A 15,041-nucleotide genomic window follows, 5' to 3' on the forward strand; every position below is an offset into this window, starting at 1 on the left:
GCGTAACTGACGGACGTGATATGACCCAGGATGAGCGGCTGATTGAGCTGGAACAACGGATAAAGCGCCAGGGCAAGGTGACGCTGGAGGAGATCTGCCAGCAGTACGGTATCTCGACCGATTCCGCGCGGCGCGATCTGGTCAGGCTGAGCCACAACCCGCAGATTATGCGCATACGCGGTGGGGCGATTCTGGCCGAAACGCGGGTGGGCGTGCCCTTTGTTAACCGCCCGCAGTTTGACGAGACGAAGCAGCGCCTGGCGCAGGGGGCGGTACAGACCATCGCCAGCAACGAGATCCTGTTTATCGACGCCGGTACCACCTCCGTCGCCCTCGCCCGCCAGCTGACCCTGCCCGCGACGGTGATCACCAACTCGCCGGAGGTGCTGAACGAGGCGATCGGCAAGCCGTACGTCGCCATTACCGTGCTCGGCGGCAGCCTCGACGCCCACTCGCACGCCATCCTCGGCAGCACCACCGTGGCGCAGATCCGCCAGTATCACGCCGATCGGGCGATTATCGGCGTCAGCGCGCTGTCGGCCGCCGGCATCACCACCGAAACCGAAGCCGACGCGCAGCTTAAGCTGGCGATGGCGCAGCAGGCACGCAAGGTGGTGTGCATCACCGCGTTTGAGAAATTCAATACGCAGCTGATGCACCAGTCGTGCGGCTGGGCGGATATCGACCAGATCGTCACCGACCGCACGCCGCCGCAGACTATTCTGGCGCTGATTGAGCGGTTTGAGATTGAGTTGCTGGTGGTGGATAAAGATTCATTTTGAGCAAAAAGCAGACAGTTGCGTTCATAAATAAATAATTTTCAAACTGGCCAGGGCATTAACCCCTGCGCCACGCTTAGCCCATCTTTAAAAAACATCAAGGCACCTTCGGTAAATACAGGATAAATAATTAATTAAAGCCTTGTCAGACGACGCCGATAACCCAGAACTGTATTTTTTAACTTTACATCAGGGTTTATATGACTATCACACAACGTTTGTTGTTGGCATTTTTTCTGCTGGCATTATCCCTTTTCTCACTGGTTGCCGTTTCACTCTCGGTGATCTCGGGTTTTCAGTCGCGCTTTGAATATGTCCAGGCGAATGCGATACCCAGTATCAAAGATCTGAACAAATCAATCAGTGCGACCAATCAGCTGGGCATTGCGCTGTACCGCCATCAGACGGCGACTAACAACGCCGACAAGACCGCCGCCGAGCAGAGGATCAACGGCCTGATGGACACGTTGAAATCGCTTACCGATTATTACATGGCGAACGACATCTCCAGCGATGAGGATAAGAAGATGACCGAGCAGGCATTCGCGAATATCGATGCCGTTCGTGCAGCTCTGCCTGCTTTTTTAACCGCTTCCGCCAGCAATAACAATGATGCGGTTTCTCTGGACCTGCTCAAAGGGGAGAATGGCGTGGGCGCAGCCACAAGAAAAATGGAGTCAGCATTTATCAGGCAGATTGATTTAAATATTAAAATTGGTGATGAATTAAGAGCCATAAATAAGCGGATCTACTCGCAAACGTTTTGGATCATGACCAGTGTCTCGCTCGCCGTCATTCTGGTGCTTGGTCTGTTTTCTATCCGAATCATCCTTGGCATTAAGCGCAGCCTGAACAGTATGCAAAACACCATGACCGAGGTCAGTAATACACTTGACCTGACGCGAGTGGCTTCCGTGCTGAGAAATGATGAAATCGGGCAAACCGCCACGGCGTTCAACAACCTGCTTAAAAAGGTTTCGACAACCCTGGTGTCGGTGAACCATGCGGCACAGTCTGTCAGCACGGGCTCTACCCAGATCGCCGCAGGCAATGAAGACCTGTCTTCACGAACCGAGCAGCAGGCAGCGTCGCTGGAGCAGACTGCCGCCAGCATGGCCACCTTAAGCGATACCGTCAGGCAGAACGCAGAGGGTGCGGTCCAGGCCAGCACGCTGGCGAATAATGCGAACGATCTCTCACGGCAGAACGGCAATGCCGTCAGTCAGATGCTGGAAACCATGTCCGATATTCGCGGCAGCTCAGCAAAAATTTCTGAAATCACCGGGCTGATTGAAGGAATTTCATTCCAGACCAATATCCTGGCGCTTAACGCGGCGGTTGAGGCCGCACGCGCAGGTGAGCACGGCAGAGGGTTTGCGGTGGTGGCTTCTGAGGTGCGTAACCTGGCACAGCGCTCTTCTTCTGCCGCGCGCGAGATCAAGGACCTGATTTCAGTTTCCGTTTCACAGGTCGAGCAGGGACTGGAGCAGGCAACGCAGGTTGGCGGTAATACAGAAAATGTCAGCACGGCGATTCAGCAGGTGGCCGATCTGGTTAATGAAATTGCTGCAGCAACCTCTGAACAGAGTAAAGGCATTGAGCAGGTTCATCAGGCCATTGGGCAGATGGATGAAGTCACACAACAGAACGCCTCGCTGGTAGAAGAAGCGTCCGCGGCATCAAAATCCCTGCAGGAGCAGTCGGAAACCCTTTCCGAACTGGTCTCCACTTTTACCCTGGAAGATAACACTACCCGTGCAGTGCCAGGGACTAAGGCCCCGCTTAACCGAACGTCTCAGGCTCCAAAAATCACCCATTTGCCTGCCGCAGACGCGAGTAAAGTAAACTGGGAAAGCTTTTAAGTTTTTGCGCCCCGGCACCTGAGAACACACCTGTCACAAGCGCTGGTACGTCAGCGCTTGTGATGTACTCATACTGAAATCTCCGCCATTGTGGGAAATGTGAGTCGGGGTGCCTCTCAGGGACGTTCAGCTGACATATCAGAGATTTCATCTACCCCGTCTGCAAAGGGTGGTCAGTCCACTTATCCCGGCGCTAACGGATAGATTACTCCGCTCCATTACTTAACAGGAGACTCGAATGTCACTGATTTCACAGCGCGTTGCGTCCGCCAGAAATGGCACTAACGATAAAGTTATCTGTCGTATGCCGTCCGGTTGGGCGGTGATGGGTGATGTTCAGTTCCTGACCGGTTACTGCCTGCTGTTGCCTGACCCGGTGGTGCCGGCTCTCAACGATCTGGATACAGCAGCCCGGCAACAGTATCTGCTGGATATGGCTCTACTGGGAGATGCCATGTTAGCGGCAACAGGGGCGTTGCGGATTAACTATGAAATTCTGGGCAACTCTGAACCGGAACTGCACTGCCATCTCTTCCCGCGCTATGCGTCTGAACCGGAACAGAAGCGCAGAATGCCGGTCTGGTTTTATGACTGGAAAACGGCTCCCCCTTACAGGGAAGATCAACACGGCGCGCTGAAGCATAAGATTGCCACTTTGTTGGGTGATGCGCTTCTCAGCAGTTGCCCACAGAATCAACCCCGTTGAATTAACATTTTAAATATCGTATAACAACCGCCTCCGAGGGGTGTCCTGTGATGGGCTGAGATGGCAGCAATGCCGAACCCTTTGAACCTGATCTGGGTCATGCCAGCGAAGGGACGGGTCGACACCACAGCACCAGACTGCCTGTTCAGCGCGCCATTACGCCCGGATCTCCATACACTGACTGGAGGTCCTATGTACGATAATTCCGCTTCTCCTATTGATTTCAGCCACGGGCTGTTTGGCCGCCTGCGCGCCGCAACCAACGCCGACTGGCAGCACTACGTTAACCATCCGTTTGTGCAGCAGCTGGGCGCGGGCACCCTGCCCCACGAGGCGTTTCGCCGCTATCTGACCCAGGACTATCTGTTCCTCGTCCACTTCGCCCGCGCCTATGCGCTGCTGGTCAGCAAGTTCCATACGCTGCCGGAAATGCGTGCCGCCACCGCTTCGCTGAACGGCATCGTCGGCGAGCTGCCGCTGCACGTCGGCTACTGCGAGAGCTGGGGGCTGAACGAAGCGCAGATGGCCGCCGAGCCGGAAGCGATGGAGACCATCAACTACACCCGCTACGTGCTGGATATCGGCCACTCAGGCGACGCGCTGGATCTGCTGGCGGCGCTGCTGCCCTGCGTGGCCGGTTACGCCGAGATTGGCCTGACACTGTTACACAGCCCGGCCACGGTGCTGGAGGGCAATCCTTACGCCTCGTGGATCGCCAACTACGGCGACAGCGGCTATCACGCCAGCGTGCGCGCCTCGATCGATCTGCTGGAGCAGGCTGGCCGCGATCGCGGAGCCGAAAGCCGCTTTGCCCGGCTGACGGAGATTTTCGCCACCGCCACCCGGCTGGAGTCGGCCTTCTGGCAGATGGGGCTGAACGCCGTTGGCCAGGCGGAACGCAGATAATGTCACAGCCGTTAACCACCCCGCCGCCCGGCATTCAGGTTCGCGACCTCAGCCTGCGGTTTGGCGCACGTACCATCTTTGAGCGGCTGAGTTTTGATATCACCGGCGGCAGCTTTGTTGCGCTGCTGGGGGCCAGCGGTGCCGGTAAGACCAGCCTGCTGAAGATACTTGCCGGGCTGGAGAACGCCAGTAGCGGCACGGTGAGCGGCAGCGACGGCCAGCCGATTGCGGGGCGCATCGCCTGGATGGGCCAGCAGGACCTGCTGTATCCGTGGCTCAGCGTGTTGCAGAACATCACTCTCGGCCCGCGCCTGCGCGGCGAGCGGCCGGATATGTCGCGGGCGCAGCTGCTGCTGGAACAGGTAGGGCTCGGCGGCCACGGCGACGATCTGCCCGCGGTGCTCTCCGGCGGCATGCGCCAGCGCGCCGCCATCGCCCGCACACTGTATGAGGATCGGCCGGTGGTGCTGATGGATGAGCCGTTTTCGGCGCTGGATGCGATTACCCGCGCCAGCATTCAGACGCTGGCGGCCACGCTGCTGGCCGGGCGCACGGTGCTGCTGATCACCCACGATCCGCAGGAGGCCTGCCGACTCAGCCACCGCCTGCTGGTGCTGCACCGCCATCCAGGCGGCATTGATGACGGCCACACTATCGCCGGGCTGCCGCCGCGCGCACCGGATAACGCCGATCTGCTGAGAAGCCAGGGCGAGCTGATGCGCCAGCTGTCGGGGGAAGCCGAATGATGCTCCATGAACGACGCCCTACCCGCTGGCTGACCGGAGAAGCCGAATGATGCCCCGTGAACGACGCATTACCCGCTGGGTGACCGGTGAAAACAGAATGATGCACCGCGACAGCCGTTTTACCCGCTGGCGGCGTGGACTGACGGTGTTTGCCGGGCTGCTGCTGCTGTGGTGGGGAGTCACTACCTTTGGCGCGATCCCGGCCTTTCTGCTGCCCTCGCCCGCCGCCGTGGCGCAGGCGCTGTGGACCGGCCGCGACTATCTGGCCTGGCATACGCTGATTACCGCCTCGGAGGTGTTTTCCGGGCTGCTCCTCGGCGTGCTGTTCGGCGCGCTGCTGGCGCTGGCGATGATCGGCTCACCGCGCCTGCAGCGCTGGCTGATGCCGCTGGTGCTGACCAGCCAGGCGATCCCGGTGTTTGCCCTCGCCCCGCTGCTGGTGCTGTGGTTCGGCTTTGGCATGAGCGCCAAGGTGGCGATGGCGGTGCTGGTGATCTTCTTCCCGGTCACGTCGGCGTTCTTCGACGGCCTGCGGCGGGTGGACAGCGGCTGGCTGGATCTGGCACGCACGCTGGGCGCGTCGCCCCGGGCTCAGCTGCGCCACGTGCGGCTGATGGCGGCGCTGCCCGCCTTCGGCACCGGCCTGCGCATGGCCGCCGCCGTGGCCCCGATCGGCGCGATTATCGGCGAATGGGTCGGCTCCGCCGAGGGGCTGGGCTACGTGATGATCAACGCCAACGCCCGTATGCAGCCGGAGCAGTGCTTTGCCGCGCTGTTTATCCTGATTTTAATGACCGTTTCACTCTGGATAGCGGTGGATGCGCTGCTGCGGCGGCTGATCCGCTGGGCACCGGACAGCCGCTGATTAACAACGATAATAAGGGTTTACCATGCTGAAAAAGAACGCCTGCGCGCTGCTGTTAAGCGCCCTCTGCACCACCCCGGCGCTGGCCGCCGAAAAGGTCACGCTGATGCTCGACTGGTACGTGAATCCGGACCACGCGCCGATTCTGGTGGCCGAACAGATCGGTGCCTTTAAGGCCGAAGGGCTGGACGTTACGATCGTGCCACCGTCCGATCCGTCGCTGCCGCCGCGTCTGGTGGCGGCAAAGAAAGCCGACCTGGCGATCACCTATCAGCCGCAGCTGCACTACTTTGCCGATCGGAACCTGCCGCTGGTGCGCGTCGGTACGCTGGTCAACACGCCGCTGAACACGGTGATGACGCTGGATAAAAGCATCACCACCCCCGCCGGGCTGAAGGGAAAAACCGTTGGCTTCTCGGTGAGCGGCATTGAGGACGCCACCCTGAACACCATGCTGAAGCATGAAGGGGTAGCCACCACCGACGTTAAAATGATCAACGTTAACTTCCAGCTCTCCGGCGCGCTGCTGGCGGGCCAGGTGGATGCGGTGATCGGCGGCTACCGCAATATCGAAGCGCTGGAGCTGCAGCTGCAGGGCAGGAAGCCGGTGGTGTTTAACGTGGAAGATTACGGCACCCCGGCCTACGACGAGCTGATTATCGTCGCCAACCGCGACGACGTGGCCGCGCCGAAGGTGAAGAAATTCCTCGCCGCGCTGAAAAAAGGCGGCGAGTATCTGCAGGCGCACCCGGACGAGACCTGGAAAAAGTTTGCCGCCACCCATCCTGAACTGAACACCGAACTGAACCGCCTGGCGTGGAAAAAGAGCCTGCCGCTGTTTGCCGCCGATCCGGCCCACCTGGATACCGCCCGTTACCAGGCCTACGAGCAGTTTATGTTCGACAATAAGCTGATTAAGAAAATCACCCCGGTGGAGCAGTACGCGGTAGAAATTAAATAATCGCGCTGCCGCAGTGAAAAAAGCTGTCCGAGGGGGATAATGAGAACTATTATCATATCGGACAGTTTACCCAGGAGCGGCGTTATGACTCAGGCAGTATCCTCCCTCACCACCGACTGCTGCATCGTCGGCGGTGGCCCCGCCGGGCTGATGCTCGGCTACTTACTGGCCCGCGCCGGCGTTCAGGTGGTGGTGCTGGAAAAGCACCCGGACTTTCTGCGCGACTTTCGCGGCGACACCATTCACCCCTCCACCCTGCAGATCATGCACCAGCTCGGGCTGCTGGAGGAACTGCTGACCCTGCCGCACCAGAAGGCCGAACGCCTGCAGGCGGAAGTGGGCGGCGAAGAGGTGACGCTGGCGGACTTCCGCCGCCTGCCGGTGAAATGCCGCTATATCGCCTTTATGCCGCAGTGGGACTTTCTCAATTTTCTCGCCGCCAAAGCCCGCGCGCTGCCCGGTTTTACCCTGCTGCAGTCCACCGCCTTTGGCGAACTGCGCTATGACGGCGATCGCGTCTGCGGCGTCACCGCGTTAAACGGCGAGCAGCAGACTGAGATTACGGCACAACTGGTGGTCGGCTGCGACGGTCGCCATTCGCGGGTGCGCCAGCAGGCAGGCTTAACCGGTCAGTCGTTCGGCGCGCCGCGCGACGTGGTGTGGTTCCGGCTGGATAAACAGGCGGACGATCCGCAGTGGGGCATGGGCCATAAGGGGCCAAAGCAGAACTTTATTATGATCGACCGCGGCGACTTCTGGCAGTGCGGCTATTCAATTATGAAAGGCGAGTATGCCCAGCTGAGCCAGGGGAATGTGGATGCGTTTAAGCAGCAGATTGCCGCCGTTGCCCCCTTCTCCGCCGAACGGTTAGGGCAGTTACAGGGCTGGCAGGACTTCCGCCTGCTGGAGATTAAAATTGACCGGCTGGATGCCTGGGCAAAACCCGGCCTGCTGTGCATCGGCGACGCCGCGCACGCGATGTCGCCGATTGGCGGCGTGGGAGTAAACCTGGCGATTCAGGATGCGGTGGCGGCCGCCAATCTGCTTACCCGCCCGCTGCTGCGAGGCAGCGTCAGCCTGCAGCAGCTGCAAAAGGTACAGAAGCGCCGCGCGTTTCCCACCCGCGCCACGCAGTTTATCCAGATTAAGATGAGCGGCAAAAAGCGCCCCGAGGGGCAGCCCAGCCCGCTGCCGCGCATTATCAAGCGCTACCGCTTCCTGCCTTACGTGTTTGGCTGGATCATCGGCCTGGGCTTCCGACGGGAAAAACCCCGGCTTTAGCCGGGGATACGCATCAACGGCCCGGCATCATTAACGCAGCGGTCAGAGCCGTTCGCCGTTCAGCCGTCGGATCTGGCGCAGGATCGCGCAGTGATCCAGCTCACCGTCACCGGCGGCGATCATCTGGGTGAACAGCTGATTGACGGTGGTGGTCAGCGGCAGCGACAGGCCCAGTTCGTCGGCCAGCGCCACCGCGCTGCGGGTGTCTTTCAGCTGCCATTTGGCCGGGCCGCGCGCGGCGAAATCCCCGCTGACCATGCGTTCACCGTGCTGGCGCAGAAGGGTGGAGTCGGCAAAACCGCCGAGCAGCGCCTCGCGCACCTGCACCGGGTCAGCCCCGCCGCGTTCGGCCAGCAGCAGCGCTTCCGACAGCAGTGACAATGTGCCAGCCACCACGATCTGATTGACCAGTTTGGTCAGCTGCCCGGCCCCGACCTCGCCAACCCGCGTAACCCGCCCTGTTACCGCCAGCAGCGGTTGCAGACGCTCAATCAGCGCCGCATCGCCGCCGGCCATCAGCGACAGCGTGCCCTGCTCTGCGCCGCGCGTGCCGCCGGACACCGGCAGATCGAGAAACTCAACGCCGGCGGCGGCGGCCCGTTCGGCCTGCCCGCTGACAATCTCCGGTGACAGGGTGCTCATCATCAGCAGCGCCGTACCCGGACGGGCCGCCGATAACGCCGCGCCGGGGGCGAAAATCGCCTGTTCACAGGCGTCAGCATCGCTGAGCAGGCAGATGAGTACTTCGCAGTGCGCCGCCAGCTCAGCGGGTGTGGCGGCCGGCGTGATGCCCTCGGCCACCAGCGGGGTTAGCTTCTCCGCGCTGCGGTTCCAGGCACTGACCTTCCAGCCCGCCGCCGCCAGCCGCCGCGCGATCGGCGCGCCCATCAGCCCGGTACCCAGTATGCCAATATGATTATCACTCATCTGCTCTTCTCCTTTACCGCTACGTATCGTCATTACAGCACCTGTGCCCCGGTAACCACTACCGCCAGACGGTTGCTGCGCGTCAATATCCTTGCCTCACTCGTGCCGCCGGCCACGTATGTCGCATAGCAGACGCGGATCCGTTGCTGCTGCACAGCGGCCGCCAGAACGGTGCGGCGAAAGCCTGGACAGCATAAAGGCCAGTTTTGCAGCAAAATATGACCCGGCCTTACAATTTAGTGACATTTCTTTAAGAAGTTTACCTATTGTTTAAGGAGAATGATAATAACTATCATTCCCCTATTCTGAACTAACGCCGGATCTGCACACCATGAACAACACCTTCAAACTTAAGCTTTCCGCCCTGCTGCTGAGCACGCTGCCCGCGCTCGCCTTCGCCACCACCTACCCGCTGACCGTGACCGATATGGACGGTCAGCAGGTCACGCTGGATAAAGAGCCGCAGCGGGTGATCCTGCAGGACGGCCGCGATATTCTTAACCTGGCGCTGCTGGACCGTGAGAACCCGTTTAAGCGCGTGGTAACGTGGAATAACCTGCTGAAGAAGCAGGACAGCGGCAGCTGGAATCTGTTGCAGCAACGCTGGCCGGAATCCGCATCGATTCTGGATATGGGCTTCTCCGATCAGGGACAGGTGAATCTGGAAACGGTGATCTCAAAGCACCCCGACCTGATGATCGCCCAGCTGCGCGCCAAACCGGCCCTGCAGCAGACCGGCGTGCTGAAGCAGCTGGCCGACCTGAAAGTGCCGGTGCTGTTTATTGATGATGAGCTGCACGCGGTGCAGAATACCGCCAACAGCGTCACCCTGCTGGGTAAGGTGCTGAACCAGGAGAGCCACGCGGCGGAGTACACCACCTTCTATAACCAGAAGCTGACGGCCATTCAGAACGCGGTAAAAAACGTGTCGCCGAAGCCGCGGGTATTTATTGAACCGATTGCCGGCATCAGCGGCGGCGGTGACTCCTGCTGCTTTACCCATAGCCACAACGGCTGGGGCGGGCTGGCGGAAGCGGTGGGTGCGGTGAATATCGGCTCTGAACTGCTGCCGGGCGCGACCGGCGTGATCCCGGTGGAGAAAGTGATTAGCGAAAACCCGGACTACTATGTGATGAGCGGTTCCAAACGCGGCGGTAAAGGCAGCACCGTGATCCCGCTGGGCTATAACACCACCACCGATGAGATCAAGGCCACCTTTGACAGCCTGCGCAACCGTACCGGCGTAAAAGATATTCCGGCGGTGAAGGCGGGCAAGGTGGCGGCGGTCTACCACCACTTCTATAACCACCCGTATAACATTATCGGCATGGAGATCCTGGCGAAGGACTTCTACCCGCAGCAGTTTAAGGATCTGAACCCGGAAGCGGACTACCGCACCATCATCAGCCAGTTCACCACCATTCCGGCGGCACCGATCAACCTGCAGTACCATCCGGCGAAATAACCCCTCGCCCGCCCCCTCTGCCGCGCACTGCCCGCCAGCGCGCGGTTTTTTTTTTGGCTTTCAGCATGAATATTGCGGGCCTGCTTCCATCTTGTGGCTTCACCTGTTCTGTTAGCACAAAATGCCTCTCTCCGATTTGCCTGCACTGCGTTTACTGTTCGCCAGACGTGGTGCGGGAACTCTGCGATTAACGGATAACTTCAGAGACCGGAACACGTTAGCCTTTGTAAAAAGGTGGGGCTCAGGTCATTCACGACGTCAGTTCCTGTGTTACCATTGCTCACTTATCACACAGCGAGGTGCTTATGAAAAACGTGAATGCTCCAGAGGTAAACACTATTCTGCAACAGGCCGCTAAGGTGCCTGGAGTGGAAATCAATGGTCGCTCCCGGGAAGCACTTCGCCAGCAGTTCCGTCTGGCGCGCAAGGGAGCAACCAACGCCGAGGGAACCCCCATTGATAATCCGAAGAAGTATTACGTCGGTTGAGATCAATCCACATTTCGATGAAGTCAGCCTGTTTTTTGGTTTCGATAAAGAGGTTGTCGAATCGTACGAAGAGGACCTGCTTAATCTGATCGAGCTCTGGCTTCAGCAAGGCTTTGTCGATGTCTATCAACATGGCGATCTTTTTGCTTATGGCATGGTGAAAGACTCCAACTCCACGACTGGCTCCTCTCCCTGGTATATTGGTATTAATCATACCCGAGTCGATCGTACGGATGTCGATCCCCTGCTGGTTGTCACCTTCAGGGACGAACACCACGATGGGGGGATCGGGACGATGATGGTGTTACATAACCTGATATCCCATGACGAGATGTTCGGCTCTCTCCGACGTAAATACGATCGCGACTATATGCGATCGATTCGCGAGCGTCTGAGCGGGCAGATTACCCGCTAAACAGCACCGTGCGCGGCTGCCCCCCGGCGTTCCCACAAGGGAGGCGCACGCACCGTGCCACTGCGCCAGCTTAGATCTCTCCCGGACGTATCGCGGTTGCGCCCGGACGCTTTTCTGCCGTTACCGCTGCAGCCGGCGTTAACGGTGGCGCGACCGGCGTGACCCCGTGATCGTATTTCTGCTGCAGCGCGCGCTGCATCTGCTGCAGAACGTCGCCGTCCAGCTTGTAGTGCCGCAGATAGATCCACAGCGTCAGCATAAAGAACAGCAGCGGCACGACGATCATAATCCCCTGCATGCCGATCACCGTACTGGCCGACTGCACCGCACCGGGCACGTAGCCGACGATGCCCAGCATCACGCCGATCAGCAGCCCGGCGAAAGCCGCACCGGCCTTGACCACCATGGTCTGCACCGAGTAGGCGATGCTTTCGATACGCACGCCCAGCGCATAGTCGCCCCAGTCAACGGTGTCCGCCACCATGATCACCAGCAGCACCCAGAAGAACGCGCTACCGACGTTCGCCAGGATGCCGGAGAGCGAAATCAGCGTGGCGCTCTGCGGCGCAAACAGGCTTACCGCCAGCAGCAGCAGACAGCTGAGCACCGGCAGCACCGAGGCGCTGATCCACAGCGTCCGGCGCGAGAAGCGCGCCACCAGTTTCGGGAAGCAGAGGATGGCTACCAGGTTAGCGATGCCGGCGTACATCATATACCACGGGAACAGCTCCGCTTTGCCGACCACGTAGGTGAAGTAGTAGATGGCAAACGCGGTGATGACGTTGTGCGCGAGGTTCCACGCCAGCGCCATCAGCAGCAGCGCAAACAGCGGGCGGTTGCGGAAAATCATGCTTAACACCGCCTTCAGGGTGGTGTGTTCAGCGGCGGCAGGCGTGGCCGAGGAGGAGTACTTCTCTTCAATATTACGCAGGGTGATGATGGCGGAGGCGATAAAGAACGCCACGAGGATCAGCGAGAACAGCATAAAACCCTGCCCCTTATCGCCGTTGCCGAGGGCATTGACCAGCGGCAGGCCAATCACCCCGGTGGTATAACCGGCCAGGCTGGCGAAGAAGCGCGGCCACGGGATCAGCGCCTCACGCTCCTTTTTATCCAGCGTGATGCAGGGCACCAGTGACCAGAACGGCACATCCATCAGCGTGTAGGTAAAGCCCCACAGCAGATAGGTGGCCCAGATCCAGGCGATCAGCGCGCCGCCTTCAAAGTGGTGGGCGCTGAACACCGACACCAGCACCGCCGAATTGGTCAGCGTGCCAGCCAGAATCCACGGCTTAAACTTGCCCCAGCGGCTGCGGGTGCGCTCGACGATCCAGCCCATCACCGGGTCGAATAGCGCATCCAGAATGCGCGCCACCAGGAACAGCGAGGCGACCATGCTGACCGACACGCCGACCACGTCGGTGTAGTAGTACATCAGGTACATATAGATAATGCCGATGGCAAAGTCCTTGCCGAAGGCACCGAGTCCGAAGCTAACCTTGGTTTTCAGTGACACGCTCATTGCTGCTCCGCACGTCCCCGACCGGCAGGCGATTTGCGCCACCTGCCGACCTTTCAGTGAGGGTTCCGGTTAAGGGTAAGTTTGGCGGGGGATCCCGGGTATGCGTTAGCGGTACGCCGGCAGCCAGTCACCGTGGGCGGCGATCAGCTCGTCACACAGGCGGATGGTGTCATCAATCGACAGCTCTGCCGAGGTGTGCGGATCGAGCAGCGCGGCGTGGTAGATATGCTCTTTTTTACGGCTGACCGCCGCTTCAATAGTCAGCAGCTGGGTGTTGATATTGGTGCGGTTCAGCGCGGCCAACTGCGGCGGCAGCGCACCGACGTGGCACGGCGTTACGCCCTGGCCATCCACCAGGCACGGCACCTCGACGCAGGCCTCCGCCGGCAGGTTGGTAATCAGCCCGTTATTCAGCACGTTGCCGCCGATCTTGTACGGCACGTCGGTCTCCATCGCTTCGATCATCCACGACGCATATTCGTGGCTGCGGGTATGGGTCAGGTTGTCATTCTGCGTCAGCCGCTCGCGCTGCAGCTGCCAGCGGTCAATCTGCTCAATGCAGCGGCGCGGGTATTCGTCGAGCGGGATGTTGAAACGTTCGATCAGCTCCGGGTAATTACGCTTGATCCAGTACGGCATGTACTCGGCGTTATGCTCGGAGGATTCGGTGACGTAGCAGCCGAACACGCGCATGATTTCATGGCGCACCATATCGTCGTGCCTGTGCTGCAGCGCGGCGGCGCGGCGCTTGATTTCCGGGTAAAGATCTTCGCCATTGCGGCTGATGTTCAGCAGCCAGGCCATATGGTTAATACCGGCGATTTGCCATTTTACGCCATCCGTCGGCATATCCACCGACTTAAGCAGCGTTTCGGCGCAGACCTGCACGCTGTGGCACAGGCCAACGGTTTTGATCCCGGTGTGCCGCAGCATCGCCCCGGTCAGCGAGGCCATCGGGTTGGTGTAGTTAAGCAGCCAGGCGTCCGGGCACACCGCTTCCATATCACGAGCAAACTCCAGCATCACCGGGATGGTGCGCAGCGCACGGAACAGCCCGCCGATGCCCAGCGTATCGGCGATGGTCTGGCGCAGGCCATATTTTTTGGCAATCTCAAAGTCGGTAATGGTGCAGGGATCGTAGCCGCCAACCTGAATGGCGTTGATCACATAGCTGGCACCCTGCAGGGCGCGGCGACGATTTTCCACCCCGGCAAATTTTTCGATCCGTGCTTTGCCCTGGCTCAGATTGGCGTTGAGGTTATTCAGCATCTGCCAGGAGTCGTTGAGCCGCTGCTCATCGATATCGTACAGGGCGATATCGACCTGCTGCAGCGCCGGGGTAGCCAGAATATCCCCCAGTACGTTTTTGGCGAAAACGGTGCTGCCGGCACCGAGAAAAGTAATTTTCATGGTCAGTTCCTTATCAGACATCGGGTGAAGTTGAACCCACTCTAGGCAAAGCCCGCGGGCCTGCCTATGTCATTTTTTGACATTGATATGGTGAAAAATGACGCTGAAATTGAACTGTGATCTGGCTCGCTAATTCGCCTCAGGAAAGCGTTAATAAAATGCTCAGGCTCACATCCTGCAGATATCGGGTCTGTTTTTTATGAAAAATATTGCTGTAATTCAGTCAACTACGGGAGAGTGGCATGATTCAGAAAGATATTAATCCGGATGATATCGCGCAGTTCGGGCTGAACATTTATCAGTACGGCCATGAAGTCTGTACCAGCCAGCACAGCTATGGCCCGGCGGTGCGTCAGCACTATCTTTTGCATTATGTGATACAGGGTTGCGGCACGCTCCATACTGAACAGCACAGCTGGCCGGTCAGACAGGGGGAAGCCTTTCTGATCTGGCCGCACGAAATTACCACCTACGTGGCAGATAAACGCACCCCCTGGGAGTATATGTGGATTGAGATGGATGGCCTGGTGGCGGCAAGAAGCCTGGAAAAATGCGGATTACGGCGCGATATGCCGCTGTACCGTCCAAAAGACCCTGATTCCCTGGCCGGTGAGGGCCGACTGCTGCAGGCGTTGATCGCCGAAGATCCACTGCATTCGCTGCGCATTACCGGGCTGACCTGCCTGTTTCTGGACGCGCTGATCGCCG

Annotated in this window: 15 protein-coding genes and 1 riboswitch; of the genes, 12 read left to right on the forward strand and 3 right to left on the reverse strand. The window is 59.4% G+C overall.

Annotated features, from left to right (window positions below):
• Positions 1-20: 20 nt before the first annotated feature.
• The 8 genes from NV64_RS17050 to NV64_RS17085 all read left to right on the forward strand — a co-directional run bounded on the left by NV64_RS17050 (position 21) and on the right by NV64_RS17085 (position 8,106).
• On the forward strand, positions 21-782 hold the full coding sequence (locus tag NV64_RS17050) for a DeoR/GlpR family DNA-binding transcription regulator (protein ID WP_101506394.1): 762 nt from the start codon (positions 21-23) through the stop codon (positions 780-782).
• Between the two features lie 197 nt (positions 783-979).
• Complete coding sequence (locus NV64_RS17055) at positions 980-2,641, forward strand: methyl-accepting chemotaxis protein (protein WP_101506395.1); 1,662 nt, start codon at positions 980-982, stop codon at positions 2,639-2,641.
• 238 nt (positions 2,642-2,879) lie between these two features.
• Positions 2,880-3,347, forward strand: coding sequence for an HIT family protein (locus tag NV64_RS17060; protein WP_101506396.1), 468 nt, complete (start codon positions 2,880-2,882; stop codon positions 3,345-3,347).
• Positions 3,348-3,373: 26 nt separating this feature from the next.
• Positions 3,374-3,478, forward strand: a riboswitch (TPP riboswitch).
• A 61-nt stretch (positions 3,479-3,539) separates the two neighbouring features.
• The gene (gene tenA, locus NV64_RS17065) at positions 3,540-4,253 is read left to right on the forward strand and encodes a thiaminase II (RefSeq protein ID WP_101506397.1); all 714 of its coding nucleotides are present in this window, start codon (positions 3,540-3,542) and stop codon (positions 4,251-4,253) included.
• Entirely contained in the window at positions 4,253-4,999 is a 747-nt protein-coding gene (locus tag NV64_RS17070) for an ABC transporter ATP-binding protein (protein ID WP_056233040.1), read from the forward strand. Before tenA ends, NV64_RS17070 begins: the two co-directional genes overlap by 1 nt.
• 97 nt (positions 5,000-5,096) lie before the next feature.
• On the forward strand, positions 5,097-5,864 hold the full coding sequence (locus tag NV64_RS17075; RefSeq protein WP_056233469.1) for an ABC transporter permease: 768 nt from the start codon (positions 5,097-5,099) through the stop codon (positions 5,862-5,864).
• Between the two features lie 25 nt (positions 5,865-5,889).
• Positions 5,890-6,825, forward strand: coding sequence for an ABC transporter substrate-binding protein (locus NV64_RS17080; protein WP_056233042.1), 936 nt, complete (start codon positions 5,890-5,892; stop codon positions 6,823-6,825).
• 84 nt (positions 6,826-6,909) lie between these two features.
• The gene (locus NV64_RS17085) at positions 6,910-8,106 is read left to right on the forward strand and encodes an FAD-dependent oxidoreductase (RefSeq protein WP_101506398.1); all 1,197 of its coding nucleotides are present in this window, start codon (positions 6,910-6,912) and stop codon (positions 8,104-8,106) included.
• A gap of 42 nt (positions 8,107-8,148) precedes the next feature.
• On the opposite strand, the gene NV64_RS17090 is transcribed toward NV64_RS17085, so the two are convergent.
• Complete coding sequence (locus NV64_RS17090) at positions 8,149-9,066, reverse strand: NAD(P)-dependent oxidoreductase (RefSeq protein ID WP_199177686.1); 918 nt, start codon at positions 9,064-9,066, stop codon at positions 8,149-8,151.
• A 298-nt stretch (positions 9,067-9,364) separates the two neighbouring features.
• On the opposite strand from NV64_RS17090, the gene NV64_RS17095 reads away from it, so the two are divergent.
• From NV64_RS17095 to NV64_RS17100, 3 genes are all read left to right on the forward strand, one after another.
• Positions 9,365-10,498: an ABC transporter substrate-binding protein gene (locus tag NV64_RS17095; RefSeq protein ID WP_056233048.1), complete on the forward strand. Its 1,134-nt coding sequence runs from the start codon at positions 9,365-9,367 to the stop codon at positions 10,496-10,498.
• Positions 10,499-10,803: 305 nt separating this feature from the next.
• Positions 10,804-10,986 (forward strand): hypothetical protein, encoded by a 183-nt coding sequence (locus NV64_RS23245; RefSeq protein ID WP_146005511.1) that lies wholly within the window; start codon positions 10,804-10,806, stop codon positions 10,984-10,986.
• Positions 10,955-11,401, forward strand: a complete 447-nt coding sequence (locus tag NV64_RS17100) for a hypothetical protein (RefSeq protein WP_146005512.1) — start codon at positions 10,955-10,957, stop codon at positions 11,399-11,401. The genes NV64_RS23245 and NV64_RS17100 overlap by 32 nt, the downstream gene beginning before the upstream one ends.
• 70 nt (positions 11,402-11,471) lie before the next feature.
• On the opposite strand, the gene melB is transcribed toward NV64_RS17100, so the two are convergent.
• Together melB and NV64_RS17110 are read right to left on the reverse strand one after the other, a co-directional pair.
• Positions 11,472-12,923 (reverse strand): melibiose:sodium transporter MelB, encoded by a 1,452-nt coding sequence (melB, locus tag NV64_RS17105; RefSeq protein WP_101506399.1) that lies wholly within the window; start codon positions 12,921-12,923, stop codon positions 11,472-11,474.
• Positions 12,924-13,028: 105 nt separating this feature from the next.
• Positions 13,029-14,333: an alpha-glucosidase/alpha-galactosidase gene (locus NV64_RS17110; protein ID WP_101506400.1), complete on the reverse strand. Its 1,305-nt coding sequence runs from the start codon at positions 14,331-14,333 to the stop codon at positions 13,029-13,031.
• Between the two features lie 242 nt (positions 14,334-14,575).
• On the opposite strand from NV64_RS17110, the gene NV64_RS17115 reads away from it, so the two are divergent.
• Positions 14,576-15,041: AraC family ligand binding domain-containing protein (locus NV64_RS17115; RefSeq protein WP_199177687.1), on the forward strand; the 466-nt coding region annotated here is incomplete at its 3' end.

Origin of the sequence: Erwinia sp. B116 (assembly GCF_002865965.1) — a bacterium.
Classification (GTDB): Bacteria; Pseudomonadota; Gammaproteobacteria; order Enterobacterales; family Enterobacteriaceae; genus Erwinia.

Bases quoted from the DNA above. Each gene is read 5' to 3' on its own strand.
- NV64_RS17050 (WP_101506394.1), top strand. From the start codon at position 21: ATGACCCAGGATGAGCGGCTGATTGAGCTGGAACAACGGATAAAGCGC.
- NV64_RS17055 (WP_101506395.1), top strand. From the start codon at position 980: ATGACTATCACACAACGTTTGTTGTTGGCATTTTTTCTGCTGGCATTA.
- NV64_RS17060 (WP_101506396.1), top strand. From the start codon at position 2,880: ATGTCACTGATTTCACAGCGCGTTGCGTCCGCCAGAAATGGCACTAAC.
- tenA (WP_101506397.1), top strand. From the start codon at position 3,540: ATGTACGATAATTCCGCTTCTCCTATTGATTTCAGCCACGGGCTGTTT.
- NV64_RS17070 (WP_056233040.1), top strand. From the start codon at position 4,253: ATGTCACAGCCGTTAACCACCCCGCCGCCCGGCATTCAGGTTCGCGAC.
- NV64_RS17075 (WP_056233469.1), top strand. From the start codon at position 5,097: ATGATGCACCGCGACAGCCGTTTTACCCGCTGGCGGCGTGGACTGACG.
- NV64_RS17080 (WP_056233042.1), top strand. From the start codon at position 5,890: ATGCTGAAAAAGAACGCCTGCGCGCTGCTGTTAAGCGCCCTCTGCACC.
- NV64_RS17085 (WP_101506398.1), top strand. From the start codon at position 6,910: ATGACTCAGGCAGTATCCTCCCTCACCACCGACTGCTGCATCGTCGGC.
- NV64_RS17090 (WP_199177686.1), bottom strand. From the start codon at position 9,066: ATGACGATACGTAGCGGTAAAGGAGAAGAGCAGATGAGTGATAATCAT.
- NV64_RS17095 (WP_056233048.1), top strand. From the start codon at position 9,365: ATGAACAACACCTTCAAACTTAAGCTTTCCGCCCTGCTGCTGAGCACG.
- NV64_RS23245 (WP_146005511.1), top strand. From the start codon at position 10,804: ATGAAAAACGTGAATGCTCCAGAGGTAAACACTATTCTGCAACAGGCC.
- melB (WP_101506399.1), bottom strand. From the start codon at position 12,923: ATGAGCGTGTCACTGAAAACCAAGGTTAGCTTCGGACTCGGTGCCTTC.
- NV64_RS17110 (WP_101506400.1), bottom strand. From the start codon at position 14,333: ATGAAAATTACTTTTCTCGGTGCCGGCAGCACCGTTTTCGCCAAAAAC.